The sequence below is a fragment of the Paractinoplanes polyasparticus genome, assembly GCF_019710575.1.
Taxonomy (GTDB): Bacteria; Actinomycetota; Actinomycetes; order Mycobacteriales; family Micromonosporaceae; genus Actinoplanes; species Actinoplanes polyasparticus.
Genome location: NZ_JAHWFK010000023.1, coordinates 55,266 through 77,008, shown reverse-complemented (window position 1 = coordinate 77,008; position 21,743 = coordinate 55,266). Strand labels below are relative to the sequence as shown.

Sequence of the window (21,743 nt, the reverse complement as noted above, 5' to 3'; positions counted from 1 at the left end):
CACGACGGACTAATCCGACAACTCTCCCCGGCGCGGCGCGACTCATAGGTAAACGACACTTGACCGGGGGTCGCTCACTGCGTACCGTCACGCTGCGTAGCGATCGCGGAGGGGAACCCTCCGGGCCAGCACAGTGGGAGTGTTCCGAATGCCGTCTGAGTACGCCAAGTCGCTGGGTGCGCGCCTGCGCTCCATCCGGCAGCAGCAGGGCCTGTCCCTGCAGGGTGTGGAAGAGAAGTCGAACGGCCGGTGGAAGGCCGTGGTGGTGGGCTCGTACGAGCGCGGCGACCGCGCCGTCACCGTCTCGCGCCTGGCCGAGCTGGCCGACTTCTACCGGGTGCCCGTCTCGGAACTGCTGCCCGACGGCAGCGGTGTCCGTCTCGAAGCCACCAACAAGATCGTGCTCGACCTCGAGAAGCTCTACGACACCACCGGCGAGGATCTCGCCTACGTGGCGCGTTACGCCCGGGCCATCCAGCAGCAGCGCGGTGACTACAACGGCCGCGTCCTGTCGATCCGGGCCGACGACCTGCGTGCCCTGGCCATCGTGTACGACATCTCGCCGTCCGGCCTCATCGAGCGCCTGACCGAGCAGGGTGTCCTGGTGGCCGACCCCCGGGCCTTCTTCGCCAGCTGATCTTCCCCGCCTCATCCCCCATTCCCCCGACCACGCCGGCATCCACCTCCGGCGTCGTCCCGAGCCCGAAAAGCCCGCGTCCGCGCGGGCTTTTTCGTTGTCGGCCGACATCACTTATCGTGTCGGACGCATCTACGATGATCGACTTCGCCGCCGGAATTTGCGCGATCAGTGATGATGGTGCCGCACACGGTCAGTTTTTTCGCTGAACCTGACTGGTCAGCTTTCCGGGGCTGACCACCGGCAACGTCGGGAAGCACAAGAGGCCCCGATCGCGAATCCCGACCGGAGCCTCCGACTTACTCACACGCCACTACCGCGTGGCAAACTCCGCAATCCGCCCCAGGATGCCGTTGAGGAAGCGCGGGCTGTCGTCGGTGGACATCTGCTTGGCCAGCTCGACGGCCTCGGTGATCGCGACCGGGTCGTCGATCTCGGAGACGTAGAGCAGCTCGTACACGGCGATGCGGGCCAGGTTGCGGTCGACCACGGGCATGCGGTCGATCGTCCAGCCCTCGGCGTAGCTGGCGATCAGCTCGTCGATGCGGTCGAGGTTCTCGGCCACGCCCTCGACCAGGCTGACGGTGTAGTCGAGGTGATCGGGGTGCGGTTTCGCGATGCGCTCGAGGTAGGTGGCCAGGACCTGCCGGGGCGGCAGGTCACGCAGGTCGGCCTCGTAGAGCACGTCGAGGGCCCGCTTGCGTGCCTTGCGGCGCGCGGGCATCTGCAGCTTGGGACCCTCGGCCATCTCAGGAACGACCGAGGTAACGGCCGTCGCGGGTGTCGACCTTGATCTTCTCGCCGGTGGTGATGAACAGCGGCACGTTGACCGTGGCGCCGGTCTCGACCGTGGCCGGCTTGGTGCCGCCGGTCGAGCGGTCGCCCTGCAGGCCCGGCTCGGTGTAGGTGACCTCGAGGAAGACGCTGGTCGGCAGCTCGATGTAGAGCGGGACACCCTCGTGGGTGGCGACCGTCGCCTCGGCCTCGGGGAGGAGGTAGTTCGCGTTCTCGCCGACCGTGCCGGCCTGCACCGTGATCTGGTCGAACGTGTCCAGGTCCATGAAGACGAAGTCTTCGCCGTCCTGGTAGAGGTACTGCATCGTGCGCTTGTCGACCGTCGCGGTCTCGACCTTGGTGCCGGCGTTGAAGGTCTTGTCGACGACCTTGCCGGACAGCACGTTCTTCAGCGTGGTGCGCACGAACGCCCCACCCTTACCCGGCTTGACGTGCTGGAACTCCACGACGGACCAGAGGTCGCCGTCGAGGTTGAGCACCAGGCCGTTCTTCAGGTCGTTCGTGGAAGCCATGTCCTGCCCTGCTGTTGGGGAAATCTGTCGGTGACCGACCGAGTTTACCGACGTCGCGGGCTAACCGACGAATCGGGCCAGGTGCTCCAGCGCCAAACGGTAACCATCGACACCCAGCCCGGCGATGACGCCGGTGGCGACGGCCGAAATGACCGAATGGTGCCGGAATTCCTCCCGTGTGTGGATGTTGCTGATGTGCACCTCGACGAGCCGCCCGCGCAGCATGGCCGCCGCGTCCCGGATCGCGATGTTGTAGTGGCTCCACGCGGCCGGGTTGAGCACCACGTCGGCGCCCTCGTCGGCCGCCTGGTGCAGCCACTTGATCATCTCGAACTCGGCGTCGGTCTGGCGCACCTCGACCTTCAGGCCCAGCCGCTCGCCCGTGGAGAGGCAGAGCTGCTCGAGGTCGGCGTGTGTCGTCGAGCCGTAGACCGTGGGCTCACGGGTGCCGAGCCGGCCCAGGTTGGGGCCGTTGAGCACGTAGATCATCGCGCCACCTCCGCGTACGCCTGCTCGAGGAGCGATTCGTCCGGCCCACTGAGGATGTCCGGCTTGGCCAGGGCGTTCAGGACCACGAACCGCAGGGTGGCGGCCCGCGTCTTCTTGTCGACGCGCATCGCGCTGAACAGCTCCGGCCAGGCCTCGGCCTGGTAGCGGGTGGGCAGGCCGACGGACTCGAGAATCGACCGGTGGCGACCGGCTGTCGCGGCGTCCAGCCGACCGGCGAGCTGAGCCAGCGCCGCGGCGAAGATCAGGCCGACCGAGACCGCGTGGCCGTGCTTCCAGGTGTATTTCTCGCGCTTCTCGATCGCGTGGCCCAGCGTGTGGCCGTAGTTGAGGATCTCGCGCAGCCCCGACTCCTTGAGGTCGACGCTGACCACCTCGGCCTTGACCCGGATCGCCCGCTCGGCCAGCTCGCGCAGCAGCGGCCCGTCGGGGTCGACGGCGGCCGCCGGGTCGCCCTCGATCAGCTCGAGAATGACCGGGTCGGCGATGAAGCCGCACTTGATCACCTCGGCCAGGCCGGCCAGCAGGTCGTCGGCGGGCAGGGTGCGCAGCGAGTCGAGATCGCACAGCACCCCGGCGGGCGGGTGGAACGCGCCCACCAGATTCTTGCCGGCCGCGATGTTGACACCGGTCTTGCCGCCGACGGACGCGTCGACCATGCCGAGCAGCGACGTCGAGCACGGCACCCAGCGCACCCCGCGCAGCCAGCTGGCGGCCACGTAGCCGGCCAGGTCGGTCACGGCGCCGCCGCCGACGCCGATCACCACATCGGTCCGGGTGAAGTTGTGCCGGCCCAACTCGTCCCAGCACCCGGCGGCGACCTCGACGGTCTTGCCGCGCTCGGCGTCGGGCACCTCGATCAGCACCGTCTGCACGCCGGCCGCCGCAGCGACGCGGGCCGCCTGCTCGCGCAGCGGGGCGGCGAACAGCACCGCGGCACGGGCCGCACCCTCGATCAACGAGGGCAGCTCACCCGCCAGGTCGCGACCGACAAGCACGTCGTACGGACGGTCACCGCTCACCCGAATTCGTGTCACCACGGCGGTCACCCTATCCTCCGCCTCCGGCGGCAACGGCCACGGCTCGTACGAAAATGGGGTTATATCTTTATGCCCCCATCGGGGTTACAACTGAGCCATGCCGAAAATCAACGTCTACCTGCCCGACGACCTCGCCGAAGCCGTCCGCGAGACCGGCGTGCCGGTCAGCGCCGTCTGCCAGCGCGCCCTCGACCAGGCGGTCCGCCGCATCACCACGATCCGCCAGGCCGTCCTCACCGACGTCGACGCCGCGTCCCTGGCCGAGCAGTTCCCCAGCCTCACCGGGCGGCTGGTCACCGTGCTGAGCCTGGCCGCCGGACGAGCCCGGGAGGCCGGCGCGACCACGGTCACCACCGGCGACCTGCTGCACGGCATCCTGGCCGAGGGCGGCAACCTGGCGCTGCAACTGCTGACGGCCATGGACATCAGCCCGTCCTCGCTCACGGCACCGTCCGCTCCCGAGCCGGGAGCGGCCATGGACGGCCTGCGTTTCAGCCCCAAGGCGGCCGCCGCACTGGAACTGGCAGCGGGCGAAGCTCTGAGTCTGGGCAACAACTACGTCGGATGCGAGCACCTGCTGATCGCCCTGGCCGCCGAGCCCGACGGGGCGGCCGGTGACCTGTTGCGCTCGCGCGGACTCGACCCCAAGGCCACCCGGCGGGCGGTCGCGGCGGCGCTGACCGGCTATGCCCACCTGCGGAAGAACACCGGCCCGGCGCCGGATCTGCTGACCGCCGTACGCGCGGAACTGGCGCCCCTGATCGAACGGATCGAGCGCCTGGAGCGTCAGGCCTGAGCGTGCAGCGTCCGGAGGTAGCCGCCGAGGTCGTCGAGCGCCGCAACCAGCCGGGCGACCTCGGCGTCCTGCCCGGACCAGGCTCGCCGCCGGGCGTCGTCCCAGGCCAGCACGAGCGAGAGGTGGGCCAGTTCCTCGGCGATCGCGGTGTCGCCCAGCCGATCGGCGATCGTTCGCAGGAGCCGGAGACAGCTCGGGTCGGGGGCAGCCAGCAGCACCGCGCGAGCTTCGGGCAATGCACCGGTCCCGACCAACTCCGCGGCACGAGCCTGCTCCCGCAGAGCACGGGCCGTCCGGCGTTCCTCCGCCGACGTGGCGGTGGCCAGCAGCTCGTCGCTGATCCGCTCGGCCTCGGCCAGGTCACCGTCCTCGGCTATCGCGAGGCGGCAGGACGCGACGGTTGTCAGGGCTCTCCGCCGGGTGGACGGGTGAGCTCCGGCGACAGCGGCGGCCCGGGACGCGTACGGCAAAGCCTCACCGGCCTTGTCGAGCGCCTGCAACTCGGCGGCGATGGTGACCAGCGACAGCGCGACCGCATCACTCGAACCGGACCGCTCCGCCTCGCTCAGGGCGCGGCGGCCCAGTTCCAGCGCCCGCCACGGATTCCCGGACGCCGTCCCGCGGGCCTCGGTCAGAAGGTGGTCGACGTAGATCAGGTGGTCCACCGGCTCAGCGGCCTCGTCCCGCATCAGCCCGCGCCGGCGCCGCTCGGTGAGGACGCCGGCGCAGCCCACCCGATCGGGCTCCCCGGCCTGTGCCCAGACGTCGGCCAGCACCGGGCCGATGCGGTCGGCCGCTCCCGCGTACAGCTCCTCCAGCGCCCATCCCAGCGCCGCCGCCCAGTCCTTCCTCTCCTCGTCGTCGAGCCCGAACCGGCGCAGCGCCTCCGCGTGTCCCAGGTGCAAGAAGCGGGCACGGTACGCGTAACGGTCGCGCCAGCGCCAAGCCGTGTCGCCCACCTCGAACAGTTCGGGGCCGGCCAGCACCTCGTCGATGAAGTCGACAACCGCGTCGACGTCGTCACACCCGTCGCAGCCGATCCGGTGCAGCGCGACGGCCACCGCGGCCGGGGTGAACTCGGGGCCCTCGATCGCCGCCATCCGCACCACCGACCAGGCGAGCGCGCACTCCTCGGGCGTCGGGCAGCGTTGCCGGATCCGCCGGTCGAACGCGTCCCGGACAAAACCGGAGTGGTCCTCGGGCCCGCCCCACCGCCAGCGCCACTCGTCGTGGTCGAACTCGACCGCGCCGTCGTCGACCAGCTCCTGCCACAGGTCCCCCACCCGGCCCGCCTTGCCGCCGGCCAGCTCGAACACGTCGGACCGCAGCGGCTCGACGAGGCGCCCGCCGATCTGGGCCTCCAGCTCGCCGGCGCCGGCCGGGCCCAGCCGCACAGTCGACGCGAACCACGAGTCGAGCGAGGTAGCCAGATCCTGGTGGTCCACGATCCGCCCCTCGCCGGCGTCGAGCGCCGCCACGATCAGCAGCGGCAGGCGGGCCAGTTCGGGCGCGCTGTCCCGCAGGAACAGCCGCCACCAGACCAGGTCGGCCGCCGAGAAGTCGTCGAGCAGGCACACCACCGGTCTCACCCGCGCCGCGATGCGCAGCATGGCCAGCAGGTCGCCGGGTTCGTCGAGCCGCCGGCTCTCACGCAGGGCACACAGCTGGCGCTCGGCGTGCGGCGACTCGGCCACGGCCGCGACGAGCTGCGCGAGCAAAGCCCGGTTCAGCAGCTCGGCCGCGTCGCCGCTGAATTGATAACGCGCCACGATCGGCGGCTCGTCGTCCCGGCGCAGCTCGTCGGCGAACGCGGCCAGCGTCGCCGACCGGCCGCTGCCGCGCTCCCCGACCGCGAACACCAGCCCACGGGCGTGGCGGCGAAGCTCCTTCAACAGCTCCGGCCGCACCCGCAGATCGACGTCCATGCGCCGCAGACTACTGACGAAAGACGGCCCGCGTTCGCCGGCACCTCGGTGGACAGCACGATCTTGCCGCGGGTGTGCCGGGCGGCCAATTCGGTGTAGGCGTCGCGCACCTCGTCCAGCGGATAGATCGCGGCGATCGGCAGGACGGCCCCGCCCCATGCCAACTCGCCGGCCAGGAAGGACAGGATCTGCCACTGGGTGACACCGACGCTGCGCACGCCACGACGTCGTCAGCCTGCGACGACCGCCAGTCGGACCAGCCGAGCACCTCGTCGCCGACCGCGAACTCGGTGACCGACCCGCCCGTCTCGACCACGCGCCCGGCGAAGTCGCTGCCCTGACCGGACGGGAACGTCGCGGGCCATCGCTCGTGCAGCAGGCCGGACCGGATGGACGCCTCGCCGGGATTGATGCCGACCGCCACCACCTCGACAAGCGCCTGGTCGGCCGCGGGCACCTGGCGTTCCACCTCGTCAATGCCAGGAACGTCCACGTCGCCGTGCTGATCGAATCGCACCGCTCATGTCATGCGCCCAGTCTTGCCCCGCCGAGCCGCGTCAGCGCCGTCTCGTCCACCCCACCTGTGGTGTCCTAAGGTCACCGTGGGGGTGGTTCCATTGACCGGAATCGAGACAGCACTGGTCAATGTCGGCCGCGCGGTGGTGACGCCGCTGTTCACCAGATGGCTGGGCGGCCGGCGGGAAGCCCGGGAACGCACGCTGCCTCTCAGCGACCTGCTCAAGCAGAAGGCCACCGACGAGTTCACCCGCCGCCGGGGCGAACGACAGATCGAGGCCGTTGTCGACGAGGTGGCCGAACGACTCGCACCGCTGACAGCCACCCGATTCGCTGCCCTGCCCCAGTACGAGGCAGTCGCCGCCCTCGAAGCCGTCGCTGACACCTTCCGGCGGGCCGACCTTTCCGACGACTCACTCTTCGCGGCCGACCTCGACCCCGCACGTCTCGCCGCTCTTCTGCGAGCGGACATGCCGCCGGCCGGGCTGTCGGCCGGAGCGGAACGCCTCTACGACCTGGCGCTCGACGACTGCTGCCGGTGTTTCACTCAATTCGTCGTACGCACATCGCCGTTCGGCAATCGGGCGGCGGTGGAAATGCTGGGCCGGCTCACCGAGATCACCGGCATCATGTCCGAGGCCCTGCGGCATCTCACTGTGGGTGGCCTCTCACCGACCGAGTTCCGGCCGCGGTACGCCGAGGTGCTCACGAACAAGTTGAACGCGCTCGAACTTGTCGGCGTCGAGACGCAGTTCCGCCCCCGGACCACACTCAGCGTCGCCTACATCAGCCTGGCCGTCAGCGACGACGGCGCGGGGGTGACGGAACCGCCGCCTGCATGGGAGCCGACTCTGCTTCGGCACGCGCGGCCCGACAGCGCCGGCGGGGAGCGGGTGGAACGGGCGCTCGCCACGCGCACCCGCACGCTGATTCGGGGCGAGGCCGGGGCCGGCAAGTCCACATTGCTGCGCTGGCTGGCCGTGACCGCAGCCAACCAACGGTTCACCGGTCCGCTCGCCGATTGGAACGGCCGGGTGCCCTTCCTGGTGAAATTGCGAAGCTGGCCCGAGACGCTGCCGGCGCCGGAGCAGTTCCTGACCGGAATCGCCGACCCCATCGCCGCGACGATGCCGGCCGGATGGGTGCACCGTCAGCTAGAAGAGGGACGAGCGCTGCTGCTGGTCGACGGCGTCGACGAACTGCCCGCGGAGCGGCGATCGAAAGTCCGAACTTGGCTGCGGGAACTGCTCGACGCGTATCCTCAATCGCTCGCTGTGGTCACCTCGCGGCCGCCTGCCGCCCCGGTACGGTGGCTTGCTGCCGAGGGCTTCGAGTCGCTCACGCTCGAACGGCTGACTCCGGCCGACGTCCGGGCGCTGATCGAACAGTGGCATCGGGCGGCGCTCTCCTCGGCGTCGCTGCCCTGCCTGCCCCAGAGATTGCCTCACTACGAACAATCGCTTCTGACTCAGCTGACGGCGAGCCGACATCTCTATCGGATGGCGGGCAACCCGTTGATGGCCGCCATGCTGTGCGCGCTCAACCTCGACCGAGAGGCCAATCTGCCGCCCGACCGCATGGGCATCTATCAGGCCGCCGTCGACATGTTGCTGCACCGGCGCGACACTGAGCGCGGTGTGCACTCGGTCCTTCCCGGGATGTCCGTGCGCGAGCGCCTTCAGCTGCTCCAGGACTTGGCCTGGCGGATCTCGTTGAACGGGCGGTCGGAGCTGACCTGGGCCGAGGCGATCGAATACCTCGGCCGTCGACTGGCCGGCATGCCGCGAGTGTCGGCTGATTCCCGAACCGTGCTGACCCACCTTGTTGAGCGGAGCGGAATGCTACGCGAACCTGCGGTGGGACGGATCGATTTTGTCCACCGGACTTTTCAGGAGTATCTGGCCGCACGGGAGGCAGCTGAGCAGGACATGGGCGGCATGCTGGCCGGACAGGCCCACCTGGACACCTGGCGCGAGATCATCGTGATGGCGGCCGGTCACGGCAACAGCCGCATGCGACGCGAGCTGATCGAAGGCCTGCTCGCCCGTGCCGACCGGGAGCCTCGCCACCACCGTACGTTGGTCTTGCTGGCCACCGCTTGCCTGGAGACGATGCCATCGCTCGATCCACCGACGCTGATCGACGACATTCACCGGCACCTCGACCGCCTTCTACCGCCCCGCCGACCGGTGGAGTCGCGATCGCTCTACATCGTCGGCGAGCCGATTCTGGACCGGCTGCCTCGATCGCTCGACGGATTGTCTGACAGCCGAGCCGTGGCTTTGATCCAGACTGTTTCGTTGGTTAACGGCCCTCGTGCGCTCGACATTCTTGCCATGTACGCCCATGACTCACGCTTCCGGGTGCAACAGGAACTCGCCGACTGCTGGCGGACCTTCGACCCCGAGGAGTATGCGCAGCGTGTCTTGGCGAACGCACCCTTGGTCGGCGGCGAGGTTTTCGTGCGCGAACCCGGCCTCCTGGGCGCTACCCGCCACCTGAGCAATTTGCGCAGCATCCGGGCCAACTTCGATCGCTCGGTTGACGTCGCGGAGCTGTCGGACGCGCCCGCGCTCAAAGGGATTCACCTGTACGGCGACAAATGTCAGAACCTCCGCGACCTACACCGATACCCGGCACTCGAAAGGGTGGTAGTGGGAGCCAGCCGCGTGGATGCCGGCGATCTGCGTGCGATGGTCGGCATGCGAAGCCTCAAAGAGTTGGGCATCATTTGGAACTCCTCGGTCCGCATGCATGACATCAAGATCATCGCTGACATGTCACAGCTGCGGCGCCTGGATGTGCGGCTACATCCGGAAGTGACCGACGTCTCGGCGCTGACCAGCATGCAGTTTCTCGAATATCTCTTCCTCGATGGAGAACACAGCACGTCGCTCGGACCACCGAGTGAACTGCGACGACTCGGATTGCGACTGGCCGTACTGGACGCCAACGGCTTGAGTCCCCTGAAGTCCCTTTTCCCTCGCCTGGAAGAGCTCGAGCTCGGCGGAGTGACCGACGACTGGGACCTTGCCGCGATCAAGGAACTGCCCTCGCTGACCAGGCTGATTGCGTTTCCTGGGGCCAGCCGGCGTTTGGGAACGCTCGAAGCGACGCCTCGACTCACCCAGATTGTCCTCGCCCCGGCTGCGCCGGTGGACCTCGGACCGCTCGCCCGGTTGGCGCAGATCGAGCAGATCGAGATCTGGGACGTCCAGAACTCCGTCGACCTCGCTCCATTCCGAAGCTGGAAAGGAGGACTGCTCACCATTGACGTCTCCCAGCGCAGCAAAGTCGTCGGCCGACGAGGCCTGCCGCCTACTGTCCGGCTGCGTCGTCAGTGGTCGTGAGCAGGGCGGCGACCTCCGTCGCGATTTCGGCGGGATCGCGGCCGTCGGTCCTGACCGTGTGGGTGGCGACCTCGGCGTAGAGCGGGCGTCGCTGGTCGAGCAGGTATTTCAGGGTGGCCCGGGGGTTGATGGCCAGCAGGGGGCGGCCGGCGCCGAGGCCGACGCGCTTGACGGCGTCGCTCAGGTCGACCGAGAGGTAGACCACGGTGTGCTTCTTCAGCAACTCGCGGGTGCCCTCGTGCAGGATCGCGCCGCCGCCCAGGGCCAGCACCCCGTCGAACTCCTCGAGCCCGGCCGCGATCGTCTCGCGTTCCAGGGCACGGAACGCGTCCTCGCCGTCGTCGATGAAGATCTCGGGGATGGGCTTGCCGGCCCACTGCTCGATGACGGTGTCGGCGTCGGCGAACGGCACGCCCAGCAGTTCGGCGACCGCGGCGCCGATGGTCGACTTGCCGGCGCCGGGGGCGCCCACGAACACGGCCCGCGGCGCCATCAGCGGATGACCAGGTTGTCGAGGTAGCCGGCCAGGTTGCGGCGGATCTCGGTCACCGAGTCGCCGCCGAACTTCTCGACCGCGGCCTCGGCCAGCACGAGCGCGACCATGGCCTCGGCGACGATGGCCCCGGCCGGCACGGCTACCACGTCGGAGCGCTGGTTGATCGCCGTCGTCGGTTCGCCCGTCGTCACGTCGATCGTCTGCAGAGCGCGGTTGAGCGACGAGATCGGCTTGAGCGCGGCGCGCACCCGCAGCGGCTCGCCGTTGGTGATGCCGCCTTCCAGGCCGCCGGCCCGGTCGGTGACCCGCTTCACGCCGTCGGCGGTGGGGACGATCTCGTCGTGGGCCACCGAGCCGCGCGAACGGGCCTGGGTGAAACCGTCGCCGATCTCGACGCCCTTGACCGACTGGATCGACATGAGGGCCGCGGCCAGTCGCGCGTCGAGCTTGCGGTCCCACTGCACGTGCGAACCCAGGCCCGGGGGTACGCCGTAAGCCAGCACCTCGACGATGCCGCCCAGCGTGTCGGCGTCGCTCTTGGCCGCGTCGACCTCGGCGACCATGCGGGCACTGGCCTCGGGGTCGAGGCAGCGCAGCGGGTCGGCGTCGATGCGCTCGGCGTCTTCGGGCGTGGGGATCAGACCGGTCTTGGCCGCGACCGAGCCCAGCTCGATGACGTGCGAGACGACCTCGATGCCGAGCGCCTGCTTGATCAGGTTTTTGGCGACCACCCCGACGGCGACGCGGGCGGCCGTCTCGCGGGCGCTGGCGCGTTCGAGGATCGGGCGGGCGTCGGTGTGCCCGTACTTCTGCATGCCGGCCAGGTCGGCGTGGCCGGGGCGCGGGCGGGTCAGCGGCGCGTTGCGGGCCTGCGCGGCCAGCTCTTCGGCCAGGACCGGGTCGGCCGCCATCACCGTTTCCCACTTGGGCCACTCGGAGTTGGCCACCCGGATCGCGACGGGGCTGCCCAGCGTCAGCCCGTGCCGGATGCCGCCGATCACCTCGACGACGTCCTGCTCGAACTTCATGCGGGCGCCGCGGCCGTAACCGAGACGGCGGCGCGCGAGGTCCCGCCCGATCTCGGTGGTCGTCACCTCGACACCGGCGGGCACCCCCTCGAGCAGCGCGACGAGGGCGGGGCCGTGCGATTCACCTGCGGTCAGCCAGCGCAACACGGGTCACAGTCTGGCACGTCGCCGGTGGCCGCCGCCGCTGCCCTGCCGCCGTCCCGCCTTCCGGAATTTTGAGCCTCGCGCGCGGGCGTCCATCCCCAGCCCCCACCCGCCTCAGGGGAAGAGGAAGGACGTTACCGCCTTGTCAAGGCGCGGGAATGAGTTATCCACAGGATCGGGCGGCGGCGGCCTGGAGGAGCGCGGTGCGCATCGCTTCTTCCGGGGCCCGGCTGACGCCGGTGAACTGCTCGAATTGGCTCAAGGCCTGGGCCAGCAGAAGGTCGAGACCGGACAGCACGGGTACGCCGTGAGCCTGGGCCGAAGCGGCCAGGGGCGTCGGCCAGGGGTCGTAGATGGCGTCGAACAGCACCGTGCCGTCGCGCCAGGCCACTTCGCAGGCCAGGTGGTCGGCCGCGCCCTTGGGGACCGTGGAGATGACCGCGTCGGCCTCGAACGTGTCGGGGGCGCGATCCCACGAAACGGCGATCATGGTGATGTTCAGGGCGGCCGCGGCCGGGGCCAGCTCTTCGTAGGCGGCCGGACGACGGGTCACCACCGACACGGCTGAGGCGCCGAGCTGGGCGGCCGCCGCCAGTGCGGCCCGGGCTGTGCCGCCGCCGCCGAGCACGGTCACCGAAGGGGCAGGCTTGAGGCCGGCGCCCTGCAGCACGCGCACCATGCCGGCCACGTCGGTGTTGTCGGCCAGCCAGGTGCCGTCCTGCCGCCGTACGAGAGTGTTGGCCGCACCGATCGCGACCGCGACCGGCGTCGCCGCCGCGGCCAGGCGCAGGGCCTCTTCCTTGAGCGGCATGGTCAGCGACAGGCCGGCCCATTCCGGGCCGAGGCCGCCGACCAGCGCGGCCAGATCCGCCTCACCGCACTCGAAGGCGGAGTACGACCAGCCCGACAGGCCCACCGCGGCGAAGCCGGCGTTGTGGATCACCGGCGACAGCGAGTGGGCGATCGGCTGGCCGCACACGGCAGCCCGGCGGGTCGGAATCACGCCGACCAGGTTAGCGCCTGGTTCACAACTGAGGCGGGGCTGCGGCGTGGCCTCGGTTATGAACCAGACGCTAGTCGCACTGCAGCTTGATGCCGTTGGCGCACGCCTTGTCGATGTTGGCCTCGTGCTGGGCGTCGGTGACGGCGAAGGCCGAGTTGCCCTTCTTGTCGACGGCCACGAAGAACAGCCAGGGGCCGGTGGCCGGCTTCATGGCGGCCTCCAGCGCTTTCCGGCCCGGGTTGTCGATCGGGCCGGGGGTCAGACCGGCCTGGCTCACCGAGTTGTACGGGTTCTTGGGGTCGTTCAGCTCGGCCGCGGAGAGCTGGCCGGAGTGCTTGGCCGCGCTGCCCTTGAGCTGGAGCCAGTAGTTCGCGGTGACGTCGAACTGCAGCGGCATGGCCGGCTTCTGCTTGTACGTGCGGTTGTAGGCAACCCGGGCGATCTTCGGGGTGTCGGGGTCCGCGCCGGACTCGGCCTGGGCCAGCGACGCCACGATCAGCGCCTCGAACGGCGAGACCGAGAGGTTCTTCTGCACCGTGTCGACGAAGCCGAGTTCCGTGGTCGTGTCGAGGAACTTGGCGACCATCACCTCGAGCACGCCCTTGGCGTCGAGCTTGGGGTCGAACTCGTACGTGTCCGGGTAGAGGAAGCCTTCGACCGTCTTCTTCGCCTGCTTGTTGTCGCGGCGGTTGAACCAGAAGTCGGGCACGCCCAGCTCTTCCGGGTCCTTGGCGGCCTCGACGAAGTCGTCGTACGGGATCTTCGTGGCCTTGGCGAGCAGGTCGAATGTCTGCATCATGGTCAGACCCTCACGCAGCGTGACACCACGGGTGACGCGCGTCTTGGGGTCGAGCAACAGCGTCACGGCGCTCTCGGCCGACATCTGCTTCTTCAGGTTGTACGTGCCGGACTGGATGTTCTTGCCCTTGGGGTTCTCGTCCGCGGCGTTGACGAAGGCCTTGGTGCTCTTGACGACGTCGGACTCGACCAGCGTGTTGCCGATGTCGGTCAGGGTCGCGTTCTTCTCGATCGTGACCTGGATGGCCTCGCCGCCGGCGCCGTCGTAGTCGGCCGCCGTGAAGAAACCCTTGACCTTGTTGTAGCCGAAATAGACCCCGCCACCGAGCGCAGCCAGCAGCACAAAAGCCATAACAAAGGCGATACCGGACTTACCCGCGCTCTTCTTGGCACCACGGGCGCCCCGCCGGTGACGAGGCTTGCCCTTTTCGGCATGCTCGTCGAACGCCAGGTCCAGCTCGTCGATCATCTCTGCCTCCGCTGCGCGTCCAGCCAGCTCTGCAGGATCTCCACCGCGGCCGCCTGGTCGACGACCGCCCGTTGGCGCTTGCCCCGGACGCCACGTTCGGCCAGCCTACGGGTCGCGACCACGGTCGACATCCTTTCGTCCGCCAGAGCGATCGGCACTTCGCCGACCGCCGACGCCAGTCGCCCAGCGTACGCACGAATGTCGATGGCGGCAGGTCCCTCGGCCCCGTTCAGGCGAACCGGGAGCCCCACCACGATCTGCACCACCTCGTGTTCCCCCACGAGGCGGACGAGCTCAGCTATGTCGCCGGGCACGGCATCCTCTGCCGCGCCCATGTCACGGGGCACCGTGACCAGGGGGGTGGCCAGGATCCCGTCAGGGTCACTGATCGCAACCCCGACGCGCACCTTACCGACATCCACGCCCAGTCGCCTACCCCGCGACAGCGCGCTCATCCGGCCACCCTCCCCTGTTCAACCGCCCCGACCACCGCCCCTAAAGCGGACTTAAGGCGGCCACATTCCTCAGCCGGCGGCGTCCCCGACCGCCTTTTCCACGGCAGCCAGCAGCGTCGGCACCTGGTCGGCCGGCACACCGCCACCCTGGGCGAGGTCGGCGTTGCCGCCACCCCGGCCGGACAGCGCGCCCTTGACCAGATCGGCCGCGGACAACCCGCGCCCCTTGGCCGCCGCGTTGACCGCCACGATCAGCGACGCCTTGCCGTTCGAGCGGGCCGCCACCGCGACCACCGCGGGCCGAGCCGCGTCGATCTTGCCGCGGATCTCCTGGGCCAGGGTACGCACGTCGTTGCCGGCCGCGCCCTCGGGAGCCTCGGTGCCGACGAACGCCACACCGCGCAGATCCTTCGCCTGGGCCGCCAGAGCGCCCGCGCCGCCCAGCACCATCTGGGCGCGCATCTTCTCGAGCTCCTTCTCGGCGTCGCGCAGCGCGGTGACCGTCTGCTCGACCCGGTCGGCGACCTGGTCGCCGGGCACCCGGAACAGCTCGGCCAGGCGGCTGACCAGCAGGTGCTCCTTGGCCAGGAACCCGAACGCGTCGATGCCGACCAGGGCCTCGACCCGGCGCACGCCGGAGCCGATCGACGACTCGTTGAGGATCTTCACGAGCCCCAGCTGACCCGAGCGGGCGACGTGCGTGCCACCACACAACTCACGTGCGTAGTCGCCGACTTCAACCACACGGACCTCATCGCCGTACTTCTCACCGAACAGCGCCATCGCGCCCAGCCGGCGCGCTTCCTCCTGGGAGGTGATGAACGCGTGCACCTCGAGGTCCCGCAGCAGCACCTCGTTGACCTGCTGCTCGACGTCGTTCAGCACCGCGGGCGAGACGGCCCCGGGGGTGTTGAAGTCGAACCGCAGGCGGCCCGGCGCGTTCAGCGAACCGGCCTGGGTCGCCGACTCGCCGAGGAACGCGCGCATCGTCTGGTGGATCAGGTGGGTCGCCGTGTGCGAGCGCGAGATCGCCTTGCGGCGGGTCACGTCGATCTCGGCCTCGGCCGATTCGCCCGTACGCACCTCGCCCCGGATCACCCGCGCCTTGTGCACGATCAGGCCCGGCAGCGGCTGCTGCACGTCGACGATCTCGAGCTGGCCGCCGCCGACCTTGATGACGCCGGTGTCGGCCTGCTGGCCGCCGCCCTCGGCATAGAACGGCGTGGTGTCGAGCACCAGCTCGACGAAGTCGCCCTCGCCGGCCACCTCGACCGCGCCGCTGCCACCGATCAGCGCCCGCACCCGCGATTCGCGCTGCACCTCCTGGTAACCGGTGAACTCCACCGGGCCACCAAGATCAAGAGCGTTCCGGTACGCGCTGAGGTCGGCGTGTCCCGTCTTGCGGGCCGCCGCGTCTGCCTTCGCGCGCGACCGCTGGTCGGCCATGAGCCGGCGGAAACCGTCCTGGTCGACCTCGAGGCCCTGCTCCTGCGCGATCTCGAGGGTCAAGTCGATCGGGAAGCCGTACGTGTCGTGCAGCTGGAACGCCTGGTCGCCGCTGAGCTTGGCGCCGCCCGACTTCTTGGTGTCGGTGATCGCCGTGTCCAGGATCGTCGTGCCCGCGCGCAGCGTGGACAGGAACGCGTCCTCCTCGGCGTACGCGTACGTGGAGATCCGGCCGAACTCCTCGGCCAGCTCCGGGTACGACGGCGCCATGCAGTCGCGCGCCACCGGCAAGAGCTCGGGCAGCGCCGGCGCCTGCCAGCCCAGCAGGCGGATCGAGCGGATGGCCCGGCGCATGATCCGGCGCAGCACGTAGCCCCGGCCCTCGTTGCTGGGCGTGACGCCGTCGCCGATGAGCATCAGCGCGGTGCGCACGTGGTCGGCGATCACCCGCAGGCGCACGTCGTCGGGGTGGGACTCGCCGGCCACGTGACCGGAGTGCGCGCCGTAGACCTTGCCGGTCATCTCGGCCGCGCGGGCCAGGATCGGGCGGACCTCGTCGATCTCGTACAGGTTGTCGACGCCCTGGAGCACCGACGCGACGCGCTCGAGGCCCATGCCGGTGTCGATGTTCTTGTTCGGCAGCTCGCTGACCACGGTGAAGTCGGTCTTGGAGCGTACGTCGGTGATCTCGTACTGCATGAAGACCAGGTTCCAGATCTCCATGTAGCGGTCCTCGTCGACCGCGGGGCCGCCCTCACGGCCGTACTCGGGACCGCGGTCGTAGAAGATCTCGGAGCACGGGCCGGCCGGGCCCGGGATGCCCATCGACCAGTAGTTGTCCTTCTTGTCCCGGCGCACGATGCGCGACTCGGGGACGCCGATCGCCTTCCAGAACCCGTACGCCTCGTCGTCGTCGAGGTAGACGGTGGGCCAGATCCGCTCCGGGTCGAGGCCGTAACCGCCCGCGGTGACCGGGTTGGTCACCAGCTCCCAGGCGAGCTTGATCGCGCCCTCTTTGAAGTAGTCGCCGAACGAGAAGTTGCCGTTCATCTGGAAGAACGTGCCGTGCCGGGACGTCTTGCCGACCTCGTCGATGTCGGGCGTCCGGATGCACTTCTGCACGCTGACGGCACGCTTGAAGGCCGGGGTGCGCTGACCCAGGAAGTACGGCACGAACTGCACCATGCCGGCGTTGATGAACAGCAGGTTGGGGTCGTCGATAGCGGGCAGCGGGGCACTCGGCACGACCGTGTGCCCGTTGGCCTCGAAATGCGCCAGATAGCGCCGCTTGATCTCCGCCGTCTTCATCGGTTCCCCTCCTGGCCGTCCTGGCCGTCCTCGTCCACGTACAGCTCACCCTTGGCGAACGCCTCGTTGATCTGTTCCTCGCGATCAGCCGCGAGCACGCGGACGTCATCCACGAAGCTACGCACCGACTCGACCACGCCGCCAGCGGATTGCGACAAGGAGGTGGCGATGCCGGTGGGGGTGAACTCGTTCGCCTTCTGAGTCAGCTTGCGGACGACGATCGCACCGACGGCCAGGCCCACGCCCAGCCAGAGCAGCCGCTTCATAGCGGGTGGTTCCCTTCTGAAGAGTTCTGACGCAGCCGTGCGCCTTCTGACGCAGCCGTGCGATCAGCGGCGGGCGGCCTTGCGGCGCTGCTTGAGGGTCTCGCGCACCTCGCGCGCCTCCTCGGCGTTGCGGCGGGCCGCAACGGTCTTGCGCAGGCCGTACCCGAACGAGGCCACCTTGACCAGCGGGTTGGCGGCGGCCGCGGCGACGACGGTGGACAGGTTGGCCACGTTGGCGGTGACGTGCGCGGCGTGCTCGGTGATCGTGTCGACCTTGGCGAGCTGCACGTTCACAGTGTCCAGTGAGACCTGCGCCTGCCCCAGGGTGGCGTTCACGCTGCGGACGGTCTCGTTCACGTCGGTCAGCAGCGGGCCCGTGCGGTCGGTCACGTCGTTGATCGCGCGGGTGGCGGCGTCGACCGTCCGGCCCAGCTTCAGGATCGGCACGGCGAGCACGATGACGAGCATCAGAAAGGCGCCCGCCGCGATCAGGCCTGCGATTTCTCCGGCGTCCATCAGGCGCGTCTCCCTTACAAGGTCACTATTCGGCGTGGCAACGTGCAGACCCTACCGTCCGTGACCTCAGCCCGCGTCACGACGCCGAGGGTGTCGGCTCCAGGAGCGGATCTTCCGTGATGACCGTGTCGGGAGTCTCGCCGATGAGCGGACTCTTCTGCGGGTCCGGCTTGCCGCGGGAGTCGGCGATGGCGTTCTGCACCTTGATGCTCACGGCCGACCCGACACACTGGCCCTTGGCCGGTGGCGGCGGCGCGGTGGCCCCGGCCACGGACGGGTCGTTCGCGGCGACCTGGTCGACCTGGCACTCGGGCTGACTGACCCGCAGGTCCAGTGTGAACTCGTCGCGCTTGAAGCAGCTGTAGGTGGTCTTGTCGCCCTCCGGGATCGGCACCTCGGGGCACTCGACGACCTTCCACGGCGCCCATCCGGCGCTGGTCAGGGCCGAGGTGTACGCCGCGGTGGTCTCTTCGATGGACTTCTGCGACTCGGCGGTGCGCTCCCGGAACGTGCAGTCGATGAAGCACCACCGGCTGCCGTCGCTCTTGTCGTCGACCTTCTGCTCGGCCCACGCCGGAACGTCGAGCGAGTCGAGCGAGCCGAAGACCGGGTCGTTGCTGGCCGCCCGCAGCCCGAAGAAGGCGGGCAGCACGACCAGCACGACGACAGCCAGCGAGATCAGGCTCACCATGCGGAGCTTGCGCTGGGTGCGCAGTCGGTCCAGGAATCCGCCGCCGCGCTCGTCGTCGTCGCCGGCCTCGGCGGCGGCTTTCGCCGCGGCGGCCTTGGCGCCGATCACGGGGGAGCTCACCCGGGCCGCGCCGGCTTCACTCCTTGGGGGTACGCCGTCCGCGTTCGCACCACTGTCGACCGCAGCCCGGCCGGGCGCGTCCGGCCGCGCGACAACCGCGGCAGCCCCCACGCGGGCGGCCGCCTTGGCCGCCCCCGGAGCGCCGACGGAGGCCGCCCCGACCGAAGCTGCACCGGCCGCGCCACCACCGACCGAGGCCGCACCGGCCGCGCCCCGGGCCGGACCGCTCCTGGCCGACCCGCCCGTGCCTGGGCCGCTCCTTGCCGAACTGCCTGTTGCCGGGCCACTCCGTGCCGCGCTGCCGGGCGCTCCGCTGCGAACGGCCGCCGATCCTGCGGCGCCGCCCACCGAAGCTGCGCCGCTGGCCGAGCCACCAACCGAGGCCGCGCCGCTCGCCGGGCCACCAACCGAAGCCGCGCCGCTCGCCGGGCCACCAACCGAAGCCGCGCCGCTCGCCGGGCCACCAACCGAAGCCGCGCCGCTCGCCGGGCCACCAACCGAGGCTGCGCCGGCGGCTGCCGCACCGGCGATTCCGCCGACCACGGCAGCACCGGAGGCTCCGCGGGCACCCAACGCGTGCGCACCCGAGGAACCGTTACCCGGCCCGGAAGAACCGCCCGGACCCATGCCGGCCGGAGGCGGGCTGACGCTTGGGGATCCGCGGCCGGCCGCTCCCCGGCCGCCCGGGCCCTCACCGCTGGACTCGCCCGCGCGGCCTCGCCCAGCCGGGGGCAACGCGGCCCGGGGCGGCTGCCCCGGAACGGCCTGGGCCCGCGACAACTGGCCGTATTCGCCGGGAACCCGGTCGGGCTCACCGTGCCGTGGCCGCTCGAAGTCGTCCTGATCGGTCTCACCCCGCGGCGCTCCGGGAACACTGCCGGCGCGCGAAAGCTGGCCGTACTCACCCGGAACCGAGCCGTGGGCGTCCTGGCTGCGGGCCTGCCCCTGCGGCGCCTGTCCGTAAAGACTCTGTGCCTGCCCCCCGGGGTTCTGCCCGTGCGAAGGCTGACCGGCAGGGCTCTGCCCCTGCAACGGCTGGCCGGGGGACGCCGGCCCGACCGGCGGCGATACCGGACGGACAGGTATGGCGCCGGTGCCCATCCCGGCCCGGCCCGGCCCTTGCTGTCCCGCCCGGCCGCGGCCCTGTGGCTGACCGCCGCCCTGCTGACCGCCTTGCTGGTTACCGCCCTGCTGGTTGCCTCGCGGACCGACCCGTCCCGAACCCTCGCCCGGCCGAGCCACAACACCGGACGTGTGCCCGGCCATCGCCCCGGCCCGCCCGGGAACCGCCGGCGCCCGGACGCCTTCGCGCCCCGGCACGACCGGCGGCACAACAGCCGCGCCCCGCGCCGGCCCGGTGCCGCCAGGCGGGGTTACCGGAAAGCCTCCGGTGTGCCCGGAAGTCCCGGCGCCGCCCGGGCCACGCCCACCGGGGCCACCCTGAACGCGCCCCGTGGATCCACCACGCTCACCAGTGCCGCCCTGACCGGGACCACTCGCACCGCCATGACGCCCACCAGCGGCACCCTGATCGGGTCCGGCCGGGCCGCCACGGCCTTGCGGCCCGCGGCCACCCTGCGCGGGCACGTTGCCGCGGCCACCGCCACGCGGCCCGTCCTGATCGGTGAAGTCCGGTGCGCTTCCGAAGGCGCCCGAGTCACCGGGCCTCCGGCCACGCTCCCCCGCATCCGGGGTGCCGTGCCGTCCGGTCCGCTCACCCGGGCTGTCCTCGTCGCCACGACCGTGGCGCCCGGCGATCGGCCCGCTCCCGCTGCCGGCACCGGTGTAGCCCGGCCCGCCGCCAGGAAAGGCCGGACCCGGAGCACCGGACACAGGCCGCCCCGCACCAGCCGGGCCGTAGTCACCGGAGGTCGAGCCGCGCCCACCAAAACCGCCGGGGTCACCCGAAACCGGCCGACCGGCGCCGCTGTATTCACCCGACGCGGGCCCACGCCCGCCGAAGTTCGCACCACCGGGCGCACCCGACACGGGCCGCCCCGCGCCGCCGTATTCACTCGGCCCGGCTGCTCGCCGCCCGGAGTTCTCGTCACCGGGCGCACCGGAAACAGGGTGGCCACCGCCATGCCTGCCGAAGCTCGCACCATCGGGCCCACCGGACACGGGCCGCCCGGGTGCCGACCCGTGCCGGCCGGAATCGCCACCGGGCGCTCCCGAAACCGGGCGGCCGGCCCCGCCGTATTCACCCGGCACCGGCCCACGCCCGCCGAAGTTCGCACCACCAGGCGCACCGGACACGGGGCGCCCAGCGCCGCCGTACTCGCCCGGACCGCCCGAGACAGGCCGGCCGGAGCCGGTGTCGGGCCCGCCGAATTCCGCTCCGGACACCGGCCGCCCGGCGCCGCCCGGCGACGGGCCGTCGGCACGGAAGCGGTCACGACCGCGGGTCGGACTGCCCGGGGAGACGGGCCGCGAAGCCGGGGACACCGGCCGGACCGAAGGAACCTCGGGCGCGTTGCCGGAGACGGGCACGATCGGCCCGGAAGTCATGCCATCGAAGGCGCGCGGGTCGACACCCGGACGGCCCGGCACGCGTCCGCTCGGCATACCCGGTCCTGGCACCTGGGCCGCACCGCGCTGCGGAGCACCCGGCGGAGGGCCGACCTGGGCCGCGCCGCGCTGCGGAGCACCCGGCGGAGGGCCGACCTGGGCCGCGCCGCGCTGGGGTGGGCCCGGCTGGGCGCTGCCCTGGGGCGGCACGCCGGCCCGGCCCGGAGCGGCCTGGCCGGGGACGGGACGCGCTCCGGAGACCTGGCCGGGCTGGTGGGGTTGCGGCGGGGCCGGGTGGCCGGGCGCCGGCTGTTCGCCGCTGCCGCCCGGCTGGCCGGGGGTCGCGTCGGCGCCCAGGGCGGGGAAGCCGTCGTCCGGTTTGTCGTCCGGGCCGGGGGCCATCCGGCCCGATTTGCT

18 protein-coding genes and 1 pseudogene are annotated in these 21,743 nt (G+C 70.8%); 3 read left to right on the top strand and 16 right to left on the bottom strand.

What is annotated here, in order from left to right; genetic code table 11:
• The first annotated feature begins 148 nt into the window (after nt 1-148).
• On the top strand, nt 149-637 hold the full coding sequence (bldD, locus tag KXC43_RS22175; RefSeq protein ID WP_020517563.1) for a transcriptional regulator BldD: 489 nt from the start codon (nt 149-151) through the stop codon (nt 635-637).
• Between the two features lie 313 nt (nt 638-950).
• Here bldD and nusB read toward each other — a convergent pair whose 3' ends face one another.
• The 4 genes from nusB to aroB are packed head-to-tail and all read right to left on the bottom strand — an operon-like array spanning nt 951 to nt 3,500.
• Entirely contained in the window at nt 951-1,361 is a 411-nt protein-coding gene (nusB, locus tag KXC43_RS22170; protein ID WP_221378157.1) for a transcription antitermination factor NusB, read from the bottom strand.
• A 25-nt stretch (nt 1,362-1,386) separates the two neighbouring features.
• The gene (efp, locus tag KXC43_RS22165; RefSeq protein WP_221378037.1) at nt 1,387-1,944 is read right to left on the bottom strand and encodes an elongation factor P; all 558 of its coding nucleotides are present in this window, start codon (nt 1,942-1,944) and stop codon (nt 1,387-1,389) included.
• A gap of 60 nt (nt 1,945-2,004) precedes the next feature.
• Complete coding sequence (aroQ, locus tag KXC43_RS22160) at nt 2,005-2,433, bottom strand: type II 3-dehydroquinate dehydratase (protein WP_221378036.1); 429 nt, start codon at nt 2,431-2,433, stop codon at nt 2,005-2,007.
• Nucleotides 2,430-3,500, bottom strand: a complete 1,071-nt coding sequence (gene aroB / locus KXC43_RS22155) for a 3-dehydroquinate synthase (RefSeq protein WP_221378035.1) — start codon at nt 3,498-3,500, stop codon at nt 2,430-2,432. The genes aroQ and aroB overlap by 4 nt, the downstream gene beginning before the upstream one ends.
• Nucleotides 3,501-3,588: 88 nt before the next feature.
• Between aroB and KXC43_RS22150 the strand changes: the two genes are divergently transcribed.
• Nucleotides 3,589-4,287, top strand: a complete 699-nt coding sequence (locus KXC43_RS22150; protein ID WP_221378034.1) for a Clp protease N-terminal domain-containing protein — start codon at nt 3,589-3,591, stop codon at nt 4,285-4,287.
• On the opposite strand, the gene KXC43_RS22145 is transcribed toward KXC43_RS22150, so the two are convergent.
• From KXC43_RS22145 to KXC43_RS51125, 3 genes and pseudogenes are all read right to left on the bottom strand, one after another.
• A complete protein-coding gene (locus tag KXC43_RS22145) occupies nt 4,278-6,212 on the bottom strand; it encodes an AAA family ATPase (RefSeq protein WP_221378033.1) in 1,935 nt (644 codons plus the stop codon). The genes KXC43_RS22150 and KXC43_RS22145 overlap by 10 nt on opposite strands.
• Nucleotides 6,176-6,430: a zinc-binding dehydrogenase gene (locus tag KXC43_RS51130; RefSeq protein WP_308129189.1), complete on the bottom strand. Its 255-nt coding sequence runs from the start codon at nt 6,428-6,430 to the stop codon at nt 6,176-6,178. The genes KXC43_RS22145 and KXC43_RS51130 overlap by 37 nt, the downstream gene beginning before the upstream one ends.
• Nucleotides 6,431-6,528: 98 nt before the next feature.
• A pseudogene (locus tag KXC43_RS51125) lies at nt 6,529-6,636 on the bottom strand (NADP-dependent oxidoreductase); the annotation flags it as partial.
• Nucleotides 6,637-6,829: 193 nt separating this feature from the next.
• Here KXC43_RS51125 and KXC43_RS22135 point away from each other — a divergent pair.
• Nucleotides 6,830-10,078 (top strand): NACHT domain-containing protein, encoded by a 3,249-nt coding sequence (locus KXC43_RS22135; protein ID WP_221378031.1) that lies wholly within the window; start codon nt 6,830-6,832, stop codon nt 10,076-10,078.
• Here the strand turns inward: KXC43_RS22135 and KXC43_RS22130 are convergent.
• The 9 genes from KXC43_RS22130 to KXC43_RS22090 all read right to left on the bottom strand — a co-directional run bounded on the left by KXC43_RS22130 (nt 10,047) and on the right by KXC43_RS22090 (nt 18,818).
• Nucleotides 10,047-10,571 (bottom strand): shikimate kinase, encoded by a 525-nt coding sequence (locus KXC43_RS22130; protein WP_221378030.1) that lies wholly within the window; start codon nt 10,569-10,571, stop codon nt 10,047-10,049. The genes KXC43_RS22135 and KXC43_RS22130 overlap by 32 nt on opposite strands.
• Nucleotides 10,571-11,749, bottom strand: coding sequence for a chorismate synthase (gene aroC, locus KXC43_RS22125; protein ID WP_221378029.1), 1,179 nt, complete (start codon nt 11,747-11,749; stop codon nt 10,571-10,573). Before aroC ends, KXC43_RS22130 begins: the two co-directional genes overlap by 1 nt.
• A 160-nt stretch (nt 11,750-11,909) precedes the next feature.
• Nucleotides 11,910-12,749, bottom strand: a complete 840-nt coding sequence (locus KXC43_RS22120; RefSeq protein WP_221378028.1) for a shikimate dehydrogenase — start codon at nt 12,747-12,749, stop codon at nt 11,910-11,912.
• 70 nt (nt 12,750-12,819) lie between these two features.
• Nucleotides 12,820-14,016, bottom strand: coding sequence for an endolytic transglycosylase MltG (gene mltG, locus KXC43_RS22115; RefSeq protein WP_221378027.1), 1,197 nt, complete (start codon nt 14,014-14,016; stop codon nt 12,820-12,822).
• Nucleotides 14,013-14,471, bottom strand: a complete 459-nt coding sequence (gene ruvX, locus KXC43_RS22110) for a Holliday junction resolvase RuvX (RefSeq protein WP_221378026.1) — start codon at nt 14,469-14,471, stop codon at nt 14,013-14,015. Before ruvX ends, mltG begins: the two co-directional genes overlap by 4 nt.
• Nucleotides 14,472-14,540: 69 nt before the next feature.
• Nucleotides 14,541-17,225, bottom strand: a complete 2,685-nt coding sequence (gene alaS / locus KXC43_RS22105; RefSeq protein WP_221378025.1) for an alanine--tRNA ligase — start codon at nt 17,223-17,225, stop codon at nt 14,541-14,543.
• Entirely contained in the window at nt 17,222-17,491 is a 270-nt protein-coding gene (locus tag KXC43_RS22100) for a hypothetical protein (protein ID WP_221378024.1), read from the bottom strand. The genes alaS and KXC43_RS22100 overlap by 4 nt, the downstream gene beginning before the upstream one ends.
• A 63-nt stretch (nt 17,492-17,554) precedes the next feature.
• Complete coding sequence (locus KXC43_RS22095) at nt 17,555-18,007, bottom strand: DUF948 domain-containing protein (RefSeq protein WP_221378023.1); 453 nt, start codon at nt 18,005-18,007, stop codon at nt 17,555-17,557.
• Nucleotides 18,008-18,083: 76 nt separating this feature from the next.
• Nucleotides 18,084-18,818 carry a hypothetical protein gene (locus KXC43_RS22090; protein ID WP_221378022.1) on the bottom strand — a complete coding sequence of 245 codons (735 nt, stop codon included), beginning with the start codon at nt 18,816-18,818 and terminating at the stop codon, nt 18,084-18,086.
• Nucleotides 18,819-21,743: the final 2,925 nt, after the last annotated feature.

Coding starts and splice junctions, on each gene's coding strand:
- ruvX (WP_221378026.1), bottom strand. CDS start 14,471: ATGAGCGCGCTGTCGCGGGGTAGGCGACTGGGCGTGGATGTCGGTAAG.
- aroQ (WP_221378036.1), bottom strand. CDS start 2,433: ATGATCTACGTGCTCAACGGCCCCAACCTGGGCCGGCTCGGCACCCGT.
- mltG (WP_221378027.1), bottom strand. CDS start 14,016: ATGATCGACGAGCTGGACCTGGCGTTCGACGAGCATGCCGAAAAGGGC.
- KXC43_RS22150 (WP_221378034.1), top strand. CDS start 3,589: ATGCCGAAAATCAACGTCTACCTGCCCGACGACCTCGCCGAAGCCGTC.
- KXC43_RS22100 (WP_221378024.1), bottom strand. CDS start 17,491: ATGAAGCGGCTGCTCTGGCTGGGCGTGGGCCTGGCCGTCGGTGCGATC.
- nusB (WP_221378157.1), bottom strand. CDS start 1,361: ATGCCCGCGCGCCGCAAGGCACGCAAGCGGGCCCTCGACGTGCTCTAC.
- alaS (WP_221378025.1), bottom strand. CDS start 17,225: ATGAAGACGGCGGAGATCAAGCGGCGCTATCTGGCGCATTTCGAGGCC.
- efp (WP_221378037.1), bottom strand. CDS start 1,944: ATGGCTTCCACGAACGACCTGAAGAACGGCCTGGTGCTCAACCTCGAC.
- bldD (WP_020517563.1), top strand. CDS start 149: ATGCCGTCTGAGTACGCCAAGTCGCTGGGTGCGCGCCTGCGCTCCATC.
- KXC43_RS22145 (WP_221378033.1), bottom strand. CDS start 6,212: ATGGACGTCGATCTGCGGGTGCGGCCGGAGCTGTTGAAGGAGCTTCGC.
- KXC43_RS22095 (WP_221378023.1), bottom strand. CDS start 18,007: ATGGACGCCGGAGAAATCGCAGGCCTGATCGCGGCGGGCGCCTTTCTG.
- KXC43_RS22130 (WP_221378030.1), bottom strand. CDS start 10,571: ATGGCGCCGCGGGCCGTGTTCGTGGGCGCCCCCGGCGCCGGCAAGTCG.